This is a genomic window from Pseudomonas sp. NPDC096925, from assembly GCF_044762545.1.
Classification (GTDB): Bacteria; Pseudomonadota; Gammaproteobacteria; order Pseudomonadales; family Pseudomonadaceae; genus Aquipseudomonas.
The window spans coordinates 78,262-93,082 of record NZ_JBIWEM010000002.1 but is presented as its reverse complement, the minus strand read 5'-3'; the positions used below and the strand labels follow the sequence as shown (position 1 = coordinate 93,082).

The following is a 14,821-nucleotide window of genomic DNA, read 5'->3' as shown; positions in this document are numbered from 1 at the left end:
TTACCTGTGGGAGCGGGTTTACCCGCGAAGAGGCCAGGACAGGAGAAGACTCAGCCCCGGCTTGCGCAGGCCTCGATCGGTTTCAGGTGCTTGACGAAGTTGCACGGCCGGTGCCGCGCATCCAGCTGCTCCGCCAGGATGCCCTCCCACGCCGTACGGCAGGCCCCGGTGGACCCCGGCAGGCAGCACACCAACGTGCGGTTGGACAGCCCGGCCAGCGCCCGGCTCTGCACGGTCGAGGTACCGATATCGAGAATCGACAGGGCCCGGAACAGTTCGCCAAAGCCATCGATGCGCTTGTCCAGCAGGCACTCGACCGCTTCCGGCGTGCTGTCACGGCCGGTAAAACCGGTACCGCCCGTGATCAGCACCACCTGCACCTGCTCGTCGGCAATCCAGGTGGCGACCTGGGCGCGAATCTTGTAAAGGTCGTCCTTGAGCAACGCCCGCGCCACCAGGCGGTGACCAATCTCTACCGAGCGGCTGGCCAGCAGCTCACCGGAGGTGTCGTTGTCGTAGGTACGGGTGTCGCTGACAGTCAGCACGGCGATATTGAGCGGTACGAAGACCGCGTCGGGTTGGACACGCACGGGGAGGCTCCTTGAGTGGCATTGCCGCCACGCTAGAGGCATGGCCCAGGAGCGTCCAATCGATATGGCGTACCGACTGATCAATGACATCTATCGCAGACGTGGGTTAAGGTCTGCACAACCCGCTACCAGGCACTTCCATGGACATCAAGCAGCTCAAATTCCTCATCGCCCTCGACCAGACCCGCCACTTCGGCCAGGCGGCGGCGCTGTGCCATATCACCCAGCCGACGCTGTCCATGCGCCTGCGCAACCTGGAAGACGAACTGGACCTGGTGCTGGTCAAGCGTGGCCAGCGCTTCGAGGGTTTCACCGAGGCCGGCGAGCGCATCCTGGCCTGGGCCCGCACCCTGCTCGCCGCTCACGACGGCCTGCAGGCCGAAGCCGCCAGCTGCCGTGGCCAGGTGGTCGGCAGCCTGCGCCTGGGCACGGTGCCGCTGGCCAGTTTCAACCCCATGCACCTGTTGCTGCCGCTGCGTGAAAAATACCCTGAACTGCACTTCCAGCTCAGTTCGCTCAGCTCGGAACAGATCATCGACGGACTCAGCCGCAACCAGCTCGACCTGGGCATCTGCTACCTCGACCAGGTCAACACCAGCTTCTTCGAAGTGATCGAACTGGGCACCACCACCATGGGCCTGCTGCACGATACCCGGCACTTCCAGTTCACCAGCGATACCCTGCGCTGGGACGAGCTGGGCGACATTCCGCTGGGCCTGCTGAGCAAGGGCATGCATTACCGCCAGTCGCTGGACCTGAGTTTCCGCAGCCGTGGCCTGGAGCCGAATGCGGTGCTGGAAAGCGACTCGAGCTTCCAGCTGATCCAGGCCATCAACACCGGCATGTGCTGCGCGGTCATGCCACTGGACTGCGGCCTGGAAGACCTGAGCGAGCACCTGCGCATCCTGCCGGTGGCCGACGCCGCGATCCACAGCCCGGTCGGCCTGCTGCTGCGCCGTAGCGAGCCGCGTTCGGCCATTGCCGAGCAGTGCTTCGATGAGGCGCGGGCGCTGTTTCAGGCCAGCTGAGCGCTGGTCGCCTGGCGGTACTGGCGCGGGGTGAAGCCGGTCAGCTGCTTGAACTGGCGGCTGAAGGCGCTGTGGTCGGTATAGCCGCAGCGCATCGCCACATCAGTGATCGGCATTTCCGAGTGCAGCAGGCGGTGAGCGTGTTCCAGGCGCGCCTTGTGGATCATCTGCCTTGGCGTGAGGTGGAACACTCGCTTGCAGTAACGCTCCAGCTGGGCCACGGAGATGCCGGCGATACGGGTCAGCTCGCCCATGCTGATCGGCTGGTGGAAATGCCGGCGGATATGCTCGTCCACCGCGGCCAGGCGCTGGTACGCGGGGTGGCTGTCGGCGGCTGATTGCAAATCGACCGAGATGCCGACCAGGCCGATGATCTCGCCGGCCTGGTTATACAGCGGGCGCTTGTGGGTCAGGCACCAGCCGGGTTCGCGGCTGCCGTACAGGTGCAGTTCCAGCTGGTCTGCCAATACCAACCCTTCCTTGAGTACACGACGATCCTGCTCGGTGTAGCCGGGGCCCAGCTGTGCCGGGAACACTTCGGCGCTGGTCTTGCCTAGCAGCGGTTGCAGGCGCTTGAGGCCGCAGCGCTGGACCAGGGTGTTGTTGGCCAGCACGTAGCGGGCGGCCGGGTCCTTGATGAAGATCGCGGCGTTGGGGATGGCGTCGAGGATTGGCAGCAGCAGGGAGACACCGGCGAGCAGCGCCTCGAGGCTGGCGGGGCGGTGCTGGTCGAGGGACTGGTACAGGGTTGCCAGGGGGGTGTTGGTCATCTGCTCTGTCTCGGTCTGCTGTGCCGGCCCTTTCGCGGGTAAACCCGCTCCCACAGGTACTGCGCAGCCCTCGAAGCTGCGGGGGTACCTGTGGGAGCGGGTTTACCCGCGAAAGGGCAGGCACAGCGAGTAAATGTCTACAACCCTTATGCGGTATGGCTTACAGCCTATTCACCCCCCGTTCCTCTCGCCACTGTTTTTCTGCAACTGTGCCGATTTCGTCATCAGCCCTGCAGAAAACCATCAAGATCCGCCGCCCTGATCGGTCCACTCTATGCCCCACGCAAGCCGCCCCAAGTCCTACAAGAGCGCGGCCCAAAAAGCCGCATCTCGTGACATCAGACCTGCCTATCCAATAACCAACAAAAAGGCGAACCCATGTCAGGCAAATTCAAAAAACAGTTGTCATTGCTGGACCTCACCTTCATCGGCCTAGGCGCCATCTTCGGCTCCGGCTGGCTGTTCGCCGCCAGCCACGTTTCGGCCATCGCCGGCCCGGCCGGCATCCTGTCCTGGTTCCTTGGCGGCTTCGCCGTGCTGTTGCTGGGCATCGTCTATTGCGAACTGGGCGCTGCCCTGCCGCGCGCCGGGGGCGTGGTGCGCTACCCGGTTTACTCCCACGGCCCGCTGCTGGGCTACCTGATGGGCTTCATTACCCTGATCGCCTTTTCCAGCCTGATCGCCATCGAAGTGGTCGCCTCGCGCCAATACGCCGCCGCCTGGTTCCCCGGGCTGACCAAGGCCGGCTCCAGCGACCCGACCGTGCTCGGCTGGCTGGTGCAGTTCGCCCTGCTGGGGCTGTTCTTCTTCCTCAACTACCGCAGCGTGAAAACCTTCGCCAAGGCCAACAATCTGGTCAGTGTGTTCAAGTTCATCGTGCCGCTGCTGGTAATCGGCGTGCTGTTCACCTTCTTCAAGCCGGAAAACTTCGAGGTCCAGGGCTTTGCCCCGTTCGGTCTGTCCGGTGTTGAAATGGCGGTATCGGCCGGTGGCATCATCTTCGCCTACCTGGGCCTGACACCGATCATTTCGGTGGCCAGCGAGGTGAAGAACCCGCAACGCACCATCCCGATCGCACTGATCCTCTCGGTACTGCTGTCCACCGCGATCTACGCCCTGCTGCAACTGGCCTTCCTTGGCAGCGTGCCAACTGAAATGCTGAGCAACGGCTGGGCCGCCGTGACCAAGGAACTGGCCCTGCCCTACCGTGACATCGCCCTGGCCCTGGGTGTGGGTTGGCTGGCCTACCTGGTGGTGGCCGACGCAGTGATCTCGCCCAGCGGCTGCGGCAACATCTACATGAACGCCACCCCGCGCGTGGTCTATGGCTGGGCGCAGACCGGCACCTTCTTCAAGTACTTCACCCGCATCGACGCCGAGTCCGGCATCCCGCGCCCGGCGCTGTGGCTGACCTTTGGCCTGTCGGTGTTCTGGACCCTGCCATTCCCGTCCTGGGAAGCACTGATCAACGTGGTTTCCGCCGCCCTGGTACTGAGCTACGCCGTGGCCCCGGTCACCGTCGCCGCCCTGCGCCGCAACGCCCCCGACATGCCGCGCCCGTTCCGGGTCAAGGGCATGGGCGTGCTCGGCCCGCTGTCGTTCATCATCGCCGCGCTGATCGTGTACTGGTCGGGCTGGAAGACCGTGTCATGGCTGCTGGCCCTGCAGATCGTGATGTTCGTGCTGTACCTGCTGTGCGGCCGCTTCGTGCCGACCCAGCACCTGTCGCTGGCCCAGCAAGTGCGCTCGTCGGCGTGGCTGATCGGCTTCTACGCAGTGACCATCCTGCTGTCGTGGCTGGGCAGCTTCGGCGGCCTGGGAGTGCTCGGCCACCCGTTCGACACCGTGGTCGTGGCCGCTTGTGCGCTGGGCATCTACTACTGGGGCGCGGCCACCGGCGTGCCTGCCCACCTGGTGCGCCTGGAGGGTGAGGATGAAAGCGAAGCCTCTGCCGAAAGCTACCCAGGCCAGCGCCCTGCCGCCGTCGCCTCCTGACCCACTCCGGAATGGACAAGCTCATGAAACAGATTCACGTCATCGACTCCCACACCGGCGGCGAACCCACCCGCCTGGTGATGAAAGGCTTCCCGCAACTGCATGGCCGCAGCATGGCCGAGCAACGCGACGAACTGCGCGAGCTGCACGACCAATGGCGCCGCGCCTGCCTGCTGGAACCACGTGGCAACGATGTGCTGGTCGGTGCGCTGTACTGCCCACCGGTGTCGGCCGACGCCACATGCGGGGTGATCTTCTTCAACAACGCTGGCTACCTGAACATGTGCGGCCACGGCACCATCGGCCTGATCGCCTCGCTGCAACACCTGGGCCTGATCGCACCGGGCGTGCACAAGATCGACACCCCGGTCGGCCAGGTCAGCGCCACCCTGCATGAAGACGGCGCCATCACCGTCGGCAACGTGCCGTCCTATCGCTACCGCCAGCAGGTGCTGGTGGAGGTGCCCGGCCATGGCCTGGTGCGCGGTGACATCGCCTGGGGTGGCAACTGGTTTTTCCTCGTCTCCGAACACGGCCAGCGCATAGAGCTGGACAACCGTGAGGCGCTGACCGAGTACACCTGGGCCATGCTCAAGGCCCTCGAAACCCAGGGCATCACCGGTGAAAACGGTGCCCCCATCGACCACGTAGAACTGTTCGCCGACGACGCCAACGCCGACAGCCGCAACTTCGTGATGTGCCCCGGCAAGGCCTACGACCGCTCGCCCTGCGGCACCGGCACCAGCGCCAAGCTGGCCTGCCTGGCCGCCGACGGCAAGCTCGACGAAGGCCAGACCTGGGTTCAGGCCAGCATCACCGGCAGCCAGTTCCATGGCCGCTACGAGCGCGACGGCGAACGCATTCGCCCGTTCATCACCGGCCGCGCCTACATGACCGCCGACAGCACCCTGCTGATCGACGAACAGGACCCGTTCGCCTGGGGCATCTGACCCCGGCTTTTTCCAAAAAACGAATAGTGCGAGGAGTAACAACAATGACCAACAATATCTTCACCGGCACCATGCCCGCCCTGATGACCCCCTGCACCGCCGAGCGCAAGCCGGACTTCGACGCCCTGGTGCGCAAGGGCCGCGAGCTGATCGAGGCCGGCATGAGCGCCGTGGTGTACTGCGGCTCGATGGGCGACTGGCCGCTGCTGACCGAGGCCGAGCGCCAGGAAGGCGTGGCACGCCTGGTGGCCGCCGGCATCCCGACCATCGTCGGTACCGGCGCGGTGAACACCCGTGAGGCGGTATCTCACGCCGCCCACGCGGCCAAGGTCGGTGCCGCCGGCCTGATGGTCATCCCTCGCGTGCTCAGCCGCGGTGCCTCGCTGATTGCCCAGAAGCATCACTTCTCGGCCATCCTGGCAGCCGCGCCGAAGCTGCCGGCGGTGATCTACAACAGCCCGTACTACGGCTTCGCCACCCGCGCCGACCTGTTCTTCGAACTGCGCCGCGAGTTCCCCAACCTGATCGGCTTCAAGGAGTTCGGCGGTGGCGCCGACCTGCGCTATGCCGCCGAGCACATCACCTCCAAGGATGACGACGTGACGCTGATGGTTGGCGTGGACACCCAGGTGGTGCATGGCTTCGTCAACTGCAACGCCACCGGCGCCATCACCGGCATCGGCAACGCCCTGCCGCGTGAGGTGCTGCACCTGGTGAGCCTGAGCAAGCAGGCGGCCAAGGGTGACGCCAAGGCCCGCCGCCTGGCACGGGAACTGGAAGCGGCGCTGGCGGTGCTGTCGTCGTTCGATGAGGGCTGCGACCTGGTGCTGTACTACAAGCACCTGATGGTGCTGAACGGCGACAGCGAATACAGCCTGCACTTCAACGAAACCGACCTGCTGACCGACGCCCAGCGCAATTATGCCGAGCAGCAGTACGCGCTGTTCCGCACCTGGTACGCCAGCTGGTCGGCCGAGCAGAACATCGCCTGATCGCCTGATTCAGGCCGAGCCGCAGCCCCTGTGGGAGCGGGTTCACCCGCGAACACCGGCGAAGCCGGTGCCAGGCACCGAGTCGCCTGCTTCGCGGGTAAACCCGCTCCCACAAGAGCTGCGGTCTCCCTTGATATTGATTCCAAAGGAGGCCCCATGACCCTCACAGGCAACCTGCTGATCGGCCAGACACCGGTAACCGGCAGCCGCGAAGCCATCCGTGCCATCGACCCGGCCACCGGCCAGGCGCTGGAACCGGCCTACCTCGGTGGCAGCAGCGAACACGTAACCCAGGCCTGCGCCTTGGCCTGGGCGGCGTTCGATAGCTACCGCGAAACCTCGCTCGAACAACGGGCACAATTCCTCGAAACCATCGCCGCGCAGATCGAAGCGCTGGGCGATGCCCTGATCGACCGCGCCGTGGCCGAAAGCGGCCTGCCCAAGGCGCGCATCCAGGGCGAACGTGGCCGCACCTGCACCCAACTGCGCACCTTCGCCCGCGTGGTACGGGCCGGCGAATGGCTGGATGTGCGGGTCGACAACGCGCTGCCCGAGCGCCAGCCCCTGCCGCGTGCCGACCTGCGCCAGCGCCAGGTGGCCCTGGGGCCGGTGGCCGTATTCGGCGCCAGCAATTTCCCCTTGGCCTTCTCGGTGGCCGGTGGCGACACCGCCTCGGCCCTGGCTGCCGGTTGCCCGGTGGTGGTCAAGGCCCACGGCGCCCACCCGGGCACCAGCGAGCTGGTAGGCCAGGCAGTGGCACAAGCAGTGAAGCAATGCGGCTTGCCGGCCGGCGTGTTTTCGCTGTTGTACGGCTCCGGTCGTGAAGTGGGCATTGCGCTGGTCAGCGACCCGCGCATCAAGGCCGTTGGCTTTACCGGCTCGCGCAGCGGCGGCATTGCGCTGTGCCGGGCGGCCCAGGCCCGCCCGGAGCCAATCCCGGTGTACGCCGAAATGAGCTCGATCAACCCGGTGTTCCTGTTCGACGGTGCCCTGCAAGCCCGCGCCGAGGCACTGGCTCAAGGCTTCGTCGCCTCGCTGACCCAGGGCGCCGGCCAGTTCTGCACCAACCCCGGCCTTGTGATAGCCCGCCAAGGGCCCGACTTGCAGCGTTTCATCAACGCCGCCAGCGAACACGTGCGCCAGGCTGCTGCACAGACCATGCTCACCCCAGGCATCTTCAGTGCCTACCAGGCCGGTGTCGGCGCCCTGGCCGCAAACGCCAATGCCCAGGCCGCCGCCAGTGGCCAGGCCGGGCAAGGCCCCAACCAGTGCCAGGCGCAGCTGTTCGTGACCCAGGCCGAAGCGTTCCTCGCCGATCCGGCGTTGCAGGCCGAGGTCTTCGGCGCGGCGTCGCTGGTGGTGGCCTGCGCCAACGATGAGCAGGTCCGCCAGGTGGCCGAGCATCTGGAAGGCCAACTGACCGCCACCCTGCAACTGGACGATGCCGACATCGACAACGCCCGCGCCCTGCTGCCGACCCTTGAGCGCAAGGCTGGCCGCATTCTGGTCAATGGCTGGCCGACCGGTGTAGAGGTATGCGACGCGATGGTCCACGGCGGGCCGTTCCCGGCCACCTCCGACGCCCGCACCACCTCGGTGGGCACGGCGGCAATCCTGCGCTTCCTGCGCCCGGTGTGCTACCAGGACTTCCCCGATGCCCTGCTGCCGCCGGCGCTGAAACACGGCAACCCGCTGCAACTGCGGCGCCTGCTCGACGGTAAACGGGAAGGCTGAGCATGGTCGAAACCGCTGAAACCGATATCGCCGTGGTCGGCGCCGGCATTGTCGGCGTCGCCTGTGCCCTGCAACTGGCCCGCCAGGGCCGCCGGGTAACCCTGGTCGACCGCCAGGCACCCGGCCAGGGCGCGTCCTACGGCAACGCCGGGCACCTGGCTACCGAGCAGGTATTCCCGATTGCCGACCTGTCGATCCTCAAACGCCTGCCGCGCATGCTGCTGGACCCGATGGGCCCGCTACGCCTGGACTGGAAGTACCTGCCCAAGGCCATGCCCTGGTTCACCCGCCTGCTGCTCAACCTGCGCCCGGGCCCGTTTCAGCGCAGCGTGGCCGGCATTCGCACATTGAACGAAGGCAGCCTGGGTGCCTGGCAGCGGTTGCTGGGTTCGATCGGGCGCAGCGAACTGTTCCAGGAAGATGGCTCGTTGCTGGTGTTCGAACGGCCTGAGTCGCGCCAGGCGCTGGAGGCCTTGCGCGCACGCATGCAACAGCAGGCGGTGCCGGTGGACTTCTGGTCGGCCGACACCGTGCGCGAGGCGGCGCCGCAGTTGAGCCCGTCACTGTTGGGCGGGCTGTTCTTTCCGCGTACCGGCCACTTCATCGATCCCTACCGGGTAGTGTGCGAATTGTTCGAAGCTGCCAAGGCCAGTGGTGTGCGCTTTGTCCAGGCACAGGTCGATGGCGGGCGGCTGCACAGCGGCGGAGTCAGCCTGGCCAGCGACCTGGGCACGCTCGATGCCCGCCAGGTGCTGATCAGTTGTGGCGCGCACTCTGCGCGGTTGACCGGCGCGCTGACCGGCAAGCAGGTGCCACTGGATACCGAGCGCGGCTACCACCTGATGTTGCCTGGCGAGCATCAGCGCCTGCCGTTTGCAGTCACATCGCTGGAACGCAAGTTCATCATGACGCCCATGGCCGAGGGTTTGCGCCTGGCCGGCACCGTGGAATTCGCCGGGCTGGACACGCCGCCGAGCATGCAACGAGCGTGGCAGTTGCACCGGTTGAGCAAGGGCTTGTTCCAGCGGGACTTGAGTGTGGAGGGAGCGACGCCGTGGATGGGCTTCCGGCCTTCGTTGCCGGATTCGTTGCCGGTGATCGACCGGGTGTGTGACGGGCGGGTGCTGTTGGCGTTCGGGCATCAGCACCTGGGGTTGACCCAGGCGGCGGTGACGGCGGAGTGGGTGGGGCGGTTGGCTGACAGGGACAGTGGGGCTGATATGGCGGCTTACCGGTTGGACCGGTTTTAGCCTGTACTGGCCTCTTCGCGGGTGAACCCGCTCCCACAGGGATCGCACAAGCCTTGAGGGCAGTGGAGATCCTGTGGGAGCGGGTTTACCCGCGAATGGGCTGCAAAGCAGCCCCTTCATGCCTCAGCGATAACGCTCCAGCCAGTGCGCATACGGTGCCGGCAAGGTCCAGGAGGCTTTCTCCACCCCCAGCTCCTTGGCCGCAAAATATGCCCAGTGCGGGTCAGCCAGGTGCGCACGCCCTACCGACACCAGGTCCAGCTGGTTGGCCTGCAGCGCCGCTTCCGCCAGTTGCGGCGTACCAAAACCCCACGCCGAAGTCACCGGCAGCTTCGCCTCGCGGCGCACACGCTCGGCAATCGGCCCCATGAACGCCGGGCCCCACGGGATCTTGGTGTCAGGAATGGTGAAGCCGACACTCACGCTCAGCAGGTCAAGGCCACCGGCCTTGAAGCGGCGCGCCAGTTCGATCGACTCTTCCAGGGTCTGCTCATCGCGGCCATCGTATTCCAGCACACCAAAACGCGCGGTCAGTGGCAGGTTTTCTGGCCATACCTCACGCACCGCTGCCAGGGTTTCCAGCAAGAAGCGGCTACGGTTGTCGAAGCTGCCACCGTAGGCATCGGTACGCTTGTTGGAGTGTTCGGAGAAGAAGCTCTGGCCCAGGTAGCCATGGGCAAAGTGCAGTTCGATCCACTCGAAGCCGGCATCACGCGCCCGGCGGGCGGCATCGACGAAGTCCTGCTTGACCCGGGCGATGTCGTCCAGGGTCATCTCGCGCGGCACTTGCGGCAGGTGTGCACCGAAGGCGATGGCGGACGGGGCGATGGTTTCCCAGCCGCGGGGGTCGCCGGCAGCGATGTGGTCATCACCTTCCCACGGGCGGTTGGCGCTGGCCTTGCGCCCGGCATGGGCAATCTGGATACCCGGCACGGAACCGGCGGCCTTGATTGCCTGCACCACTGGCACGAAAGCCTGGGCGTGGGCATCGCTCCAGATACCGGCGCAACCGGGGGTGATGCGCCCTTCCGGGGCTACTGCAGTGGCCTCGACCACCAGCAGGCCGGCACCGCCACGGGCCAGACCGGCCAGGTGCACGTGGTGCCAGTCGTTGATCATGCCGTCCTCGGCCATGTACTGGCACATCGGCGGGATGGCAATGCGGTTGCGCAGGGTAACGTCCTTGAGGGTGTACGGTTCGAACAAGGCGGACATGGGCAAGCTCCTGGGCTATTTGATTACGATAGTTCGATCATAATCGAACTATGGCAATTAATGATAGCCCCGTTATCATGAACACCATGCGAGCTTATCAACATCCCAATTCCGAAGACCTCACCCTGGAACGCCTGCTCTATGCCCTGAGCGACCCGGTGCGCCTGGGTATCGTGCGCCACCTGGCGGGCGTGGCCGAAGCCAGCTGCGGCGAGCTGGACGGCGGCCGGCCGAAGTCGAGCATGTCCCACCACTTTCGCGTGCTGCGTGATGCGGGGTTGGTGCATACCCGCAATGTGGGGACTACCCATATGAATTCGTTGCGTAGCGAGATGCTGGGGGAGCGGTTTCCCGGGTTGCTGGACTGCATTCTGCGGCAGCAATGATTTTCCTGTGCCGGCCTCTTCGCGGGTAAACCCGCTCCCACACGGACCGCGTTGGCCACAGGCTTGGCGCTATCCCTGTGGGAGCGGGTTTACCCGCGAAAGGGCCGGAACAGGCAACAAAAAAGCCACGAGGTCTCCCCCGTGGCTTCTGTCACAACAATGGCCGATTACAGCGCCATGTCATTCTCAGGCTTGCTCTCGACCGGCTGGCTCGGTGCAACCGCAGTGCCGACGCTTTCGTCGATCACCGGTGGCTTCTCCAGCTGCAGCACTTCAGCGGTGTAGTTCCACTCTTTCTGGGTGGCCGCCGCCGAGTCGTTCAGCTTGGTGCCGTAGCTCGGCACGATCTGCTTGATCTTGGCCTGCCACTCAGGGGTAGCGACCTTCTCCTTGAACACGGTTTCCAGCACGTTCAGCATGATCGGTGCAGCAGTCGAAGCACCTGGCGATGCACCCAGCAGGCCGGCAATGGTGCGGTCTTCGGAAGCGACCACTTCAGTGCCCAGCTTCAGCACGCCGCCCTTCTCGGCATCACGCTTGATGATCTGCACGCGCTGGCCGGCCTGCCACAGGCGCCAGTCTTCCTTCTTGGCGTTCGGGAAGTAGGTGCGCAGGGCTTCGAAGCGGTCGTCGTCAGACAGCATCAGCTGGCCAGCGAGGTACTCCACCAGCGGGTACTGGTCGATGCCGACCTTGGTCATCGGCCACACGTTGTGGGTGGTGGTGCTGCTCAACAGGTCCAGGTACGAGCCGTTCTTCAGGAACTTGGTCGAGAAGGTGGCGAATGGGCCAAACAGGATCACGCGCTTGCCGTCCAGCACGCGGGTGTCCAGGTGCGGTACCGACATGGGTGGTGCGCCGGTCGAGGCGATGCCGTAGGCCTTGGCCATGTGCTGCATGGCCACGGTCGGGTTCTCGGTCACCAGGAACGAGCCACCCACCGGGAAGCCTGCGTATTCCTTGGCTTCAGGAATGCCCGACTTCTGCAGCAGCTTCAGCGCGCCGCCGCCGGCACCGATGAACAGGAACTTGGCGTCGGTGGCCGATTCGCTACCGTCCTTCAGGTTCTTGTACTCGACGTGCCACGAACCGTCCTTGTTGCGGGTGATGTCCTGCACTTCGCTGGACAGCTTCAGGTCGAAGTTTTCCTGGGTTTTCAGGTGGCCGACGAACTGGCGGGTGATCTCGCCGAAGTTGACGTCGGTGCCGATCGGCGTCCAGGTCACGGCCAGTTTCTGGTTCGGGTCGCGGCCTTCCATCATCAGCGGGACCCACTTGGCGATCTGCGCGTGGTCCTCGGAGTACTGCATCGGGCGGAACAGCGGGCTGGCCTGCAGCGCGTCATAACGCTTCTTCAGGAACTTGATGTTGTCATCGCCCCACACGAAGCTCATGTGCGGCGTGGTGTTGATGAACGAGTGCGGGTTCTTCAGCACGCCCTGGCGGACCTGCCACGCCCAGAACTGGCGGGAGACCTGGAAGGCTTCGTTGATTTCGATGGCCTTGGCGATGTTGACGTTGCCGTCTTTGTCTTCCGGGGTGTAGTTCAGCTCGGCCAGCGCGGAGTGGCCGGTACCGGCGTTGTTCCAGCCGTTGGAGCTTTCTTCGGCCACACCATCCAGGCGCTCGACCATTTCCATCGACCAGCTTGGCTCCAGCTCATGCAGCCACACGGCCAGGGTCGAACTCATGATGCCGCCGCCGACCAGCAGCACATCTACTTTCTTGGTTTCTGCAGCGTGCGCTTGCATGACGCTTGCAGCGACAGCCAGACCCAGCAAGGTCTTGCCAGCTTTCTTGAACATTGATCGATTCCAGTCAGGAGAACAGAGGGCGGGCCTGTGGCTGGCCCAGGTAAAGCGTGTTCTGCAGCGCAGGCTTGTTGTTGATCGTTATTCAGCAGCCAGAGAACCAGAAAACGACTCGGCCTTTTGTCGAATTGACCGACAAGGCTGAATCGTTTTTCCGATTGTAGCTCAAATGCCAGCACAAACAAATTGCCGCCCGGAACGTCAAGGCGACGGGTTGCCTCAGTGGCAGAATGTCACGCCGAAAAACAAAAACCCCCGATCATGTACATGACCGGGGGCCTTGGATCACGCCGCAAGCGTCGCGATCAGGGTACCGCCAAGATTACTGCTGCTGAGGCAGTTTATCGATCGGGCCGCAGCCACCGATGATCTTGGAGATGGAAACCGAAGGGTGGAACAGGTAGTCGTAGGTGCAGTTTTTCGGCTGGTTGTAAACCTGGCCGGTGCAACCCGACAGCAGGGCAACACCCGAAACGACAGCAACGGCTACGGTAGCCTTGAACAGCTTTTTCATACTAAATCCTTTAAATGAATCATCTTCGGCCATCGTCTGATGGCGGCGGGATGATACAGAACCTGGGCATTGGATCCAAGCAGCGGATGGCACTTGTTCGTTGCAGCCGCGCAACAATACGTTGCGGTTGCAGGCAATGTCTCACTTTCCTGAAACCGGATGTTATGTCCAATTCGCAATGCATGGTTGAAAAGTGAGCGGGTGGCGACGATAGTCTTGAACGCTGCTTTCTCACTGCCCTACAGGAGTTCCCCATGCTCGGCGTCACCGACTACGGCGCGTTCGTCATCGCCTTTATCATCGTCCTGGCCATCCCCGGCCCGGGCAACTTCGCCCTGATCACCGCCACGGGCAAGGGCGGGATCAAGGCCGGCATGGCTGCGACCTGTGGGGTAATCCTGGGTGACCAAGTGCTGCTGTGGCTGGCGGTGGCTGGCGTTGCCACCCTGCTGGCCGCCTACCCTGCCGCCTTCCACGTGGTGCAGTGGGCCGGTGCCGCGTACCTGGCGTACCTGGGCCTGCGCATGCTGCTGAGCAAACCCGGTGGCGCGCCGCGGGCCAGCCGCATGGACAACGGCCAGTACCTGCGCCAGACCATGATGATCACCCTGCTCAACCCCAAGGCGATCATGTTCTACATGGCGTTCTTCCCGCTGTTCGTCGACCCGGTGAAACACCAGGGGCTGGTGACCTTCGGCTTCCTCGCGGCGACGGTGGCGGTGGTGACCTTCCTGTACGGGTTGATTGCGGTGGTGCTGACGCACCAATTGGCCGAACGCATGCGCGCCAATCCGCGGATATCCAATATGTTCGAGCGGTTGGCGGGGGCTTGCCTGGTGGGGTTTGGCATCAAGCTGGCGGCGATGCGCTGAGGGCCCTGGGGGGCGCTTTGCGCCCCTTTCGCGACGCAAGGCCGCTCCCACAAGGTGGCCTTACGCAAATCCCTTGTGGGAGCGGCCTTGTGTCGCGATGGGCCGCAAAGCGGCCCCCAGTCCTACAGCTGAAACTCAGAATAATCCCCTTCCCTGTAGGCCATTTCCCAAACATACTGCCAACCCGCTCAAACTGTTGCGACGGATTGGGTCGCGCTCTAGTCTCGGCTTGTCGTTTCGAAATCAACGACCGGCTTTGACAGGCCGACGATTTCCCGCACACGTGCACTGTTTATGGCGGCTGTACGTGGGGCACCTCGTGTGCGCCGAGTTACTCCGGGATCCTCGGTCTGTCAACCCATGTACAGCTGCCACCCTCTTGTTTGACAGCAAGCTTGCGGCAGCTCCAATGATCCTGGAGATGTGTATGCGCAAGATGGTCCCCGATCCACCCCACTCCCTCGATTCCACCCAGGTGCTGCAAGACACCCTGGTCCAGTCCTCAGAGTACGTACTCTGCGCCCTGTTCGTGGCCCGCCAATCCGTGCAACTCAAACCCACGGCCCCAAGTTCGATCGTGATGCAGGCTGTGATCCATGAAATGGAAGCAGTACAGGGCCTGGTCGAGTCGGCATTGATGCATTTGCAGATGCAGGCCCATTTACCGGTTGAGCCGCGCACCTTGCACTAAGCAGGTCTGGCCTCTTCGCGGGT

14 protein-coding genes are annotated in these 14,821 nt (G+C 64.3%); 9 read left to right on the top strand and 5 right to left on the bottom strand.

Going from position 1 to position 14,821, the window contains the following annotated elements; all coding sequences use genetic code 11:
• Window positions 1-50: 50 nt before the first annotated feature.
• Complete coding sequence (gene moaB, locus ACIQYU_RS06465) at window positions 51-590, bottom strand: molybdenum cofactor biosynthesis protein B (protein WP_003259533.1); 540 nt, start codon at window positions 588-590, stop codon at window positions 51-53.
• A gap of 140 nt (window positions 591-730) precedes the next feature.
• Between moaB and ACIQYU_RS06460 the strand changes: the two genes are divergently transcribed.
• Window positions 731-1,618 carry a LysR family transcriptional regulator gene (locus ACIQYU_RS06460; protein WP_207830786.1) on the top strand — a complete coding sequence of 296 codons (888 nt, stop codon included), beginning with the start codon at window positions 731-733 and terminating at the stop codon, window positions 1,616-1,618.
• On the opposite strand, the gene ACIQYU_RS06455 is transcribed toward ACIQYU_RS06460, so the two are convergent.
• Complete coding sequence (locus ACIQYU_RS06455; protein WP_207830783.1) at window positions 1,606-2,388, bottom strand: AraC family transcriptional regulator; 783 nt, start codon at window positions 2,386-2,388, stop codon at window positions 1,606-1,608. The two genes, ACIQYU_RS06460 and ACIQYU_RS06455, sit on opposite strands and share 13 nt — an antisense overlap.
• A gap of 378 nt (window positions 2,389-2,766) precedes the next feature.
• On the opposite strand from ACIQYU_RS06455, the gene ACIQYU_RS06450 reads away from it, so the two are divergent.
• The 5 genes from ACIQYU_RS06450 (at window position 2,767) to ACIQYU_RS06430 (ending at window position 9,309) form a co-directional block, all read left to right on the top strand.
• Window positions 2,767-4,383, top strand: a complete 1,617-nt coding sequence (locus ACIQYU_RS06450) for an APC family permease (RefSeq protein ID WP_063912991.1) — start codon at window positions 2,767-2,769, stop codon at window positions 4,381-4,383.
• A 23-nt stretch (window positions 4,384-4,406) separates the two neighbouring features.
• Entirely contained in the window at window positions 4,407-5,333 is a 927-nt protein-coding gene (locus ACIQYU_RS06445; RefSeq protein WP_207830780.1) for a 4-hydroxyproline epimerase, read from the top strand.
• A 44-nt stretch (window positions 5,334-5,377) separates the two neighbouring features.
• Window positions 5,378-6,325: a dihydrodipicolinate synthase family protein gene (locus tag ACIQYU_RS06440; RefSeq protein WP_063912993.1), complete on the top strand. Its 948-nt coding sequence runs from the start codon at window positions 5,378-5,380 to the stop codon at window positions 6,323-6,325.
• Window positions 6,326-6,481: 156 nt separating this feature from the next.
• Window positions 6,482-8,059 (top strand): aldehyde dehydrogenase (NADP(+)), encoded by a 1,578-nt coding sequence (locus ACIQYU_RS06435; RefSeq protein WP_207830775.1) that lies wholly within the window; start codon window positions 6,482-6,484, stop codon window positions 8,057-8,059.
• 2 nt (window positions 8,060-8,061) lie between these two features.
• Entirely contained in the window at window positions 8,062-9,309 is a 1,248-nt protein-coding gene (locus tag ACIQYU_RS06430; RefSeq protein ID WP_402798589.1) for an NAD(P)/FAD-dependent oxidoreductase, read from the top strand.
• A gap of 123 nt (window positions 9,310-9,432) precedes the next feature.
• Here ACIQYU_RS06430 and xenA read toward each other — a convergent pair whose 3' ends face one another.
• Entirely contained in the window at window positions 9,433-10,524 is a 1,092-nt protein-coding gene (gene xenA, locus ACIQYU_RS06425) for an NADH:flavin oxidoreductase/NADH oxidase (protein WP_233687523.1), read from the bottom strand.
• Window positions 10,525-10,574: 50 nt separating this feature from the next.
• Between xenA and ACIQYU_RS06420 the strand changes: the two genes are divergently transcribed.
• Window positions 10,575-10,910: a helix-turn-helix transcriptional regulator gene (locus ACIQYU_RS06420; RefSeq protein WP_207830768.1), complete on the top strand. Its 336-nt coding sequence runs from the start codon at window positions 10,575-10,577 to the stop codon at window positions 10,908-10,910.
• Window positions 10,911-11,077: 167 nt separating this feature from the next.
• On the opposite strand, the gene mqo is transcribed toward ACIQYU_RS06420, so the two are convergent.
• Window positions 11,078-12,715 carry a malate dehydrogenase (quinone) gene (mqo, locus tag ACIQYU_RS06415; protein ID WP_207830766.1) on the bottom strand — a complete coding sequence of 546 codons (1,638 nt, stop codon included), beginning with the start codon at window positions 12,713-12,715 and terminating at the stop codon, window positions 11,078-11,080.
• 328 nt (window positions 12,716-13,043) lie between these two features.
• Window positions 13,044-13,235, bottom strand: a complete 192-nt coding sequence (locus tag ACIQYU_RS06410) for a YhfL family protein (RefSeq protein ID WP_003254720.1) — start codon at window positions 13,233-13,235, stop codon at window positions 13,044-13,046.
• A 254-nt stretch (window positions 13,236-13,489) separates the two neighbouring features.
• On the opposite strand from ACIQYU_RS06410, the gene ACIQYU_RS06405 reads away from it, so the two are divergent.
• Window positions 13,490-14,107, top strand: a complete 618-nt coding sequence (locus ACIQYU_RS06405) for a LysE family transporter (protein ID WP_063913001.1) — start codon at window positions 13,490-13,492, stop codon at window positions 14,105-14,107.
• Window positions 14,108-14,534: 427 nt separating this feature from the next.
• Window positions 14,535-14,798, top strand: coding sequence for a hypothetical protein (locus ACIQYU_RS06400; protein ID WP_402798585.1), 264 nt, complete (start codon window positions 14,535-14,537; stop codon window positions 14,796-14,798).
• Window positions 14,799-14,821: the final 23 nt, after the last annotated feature.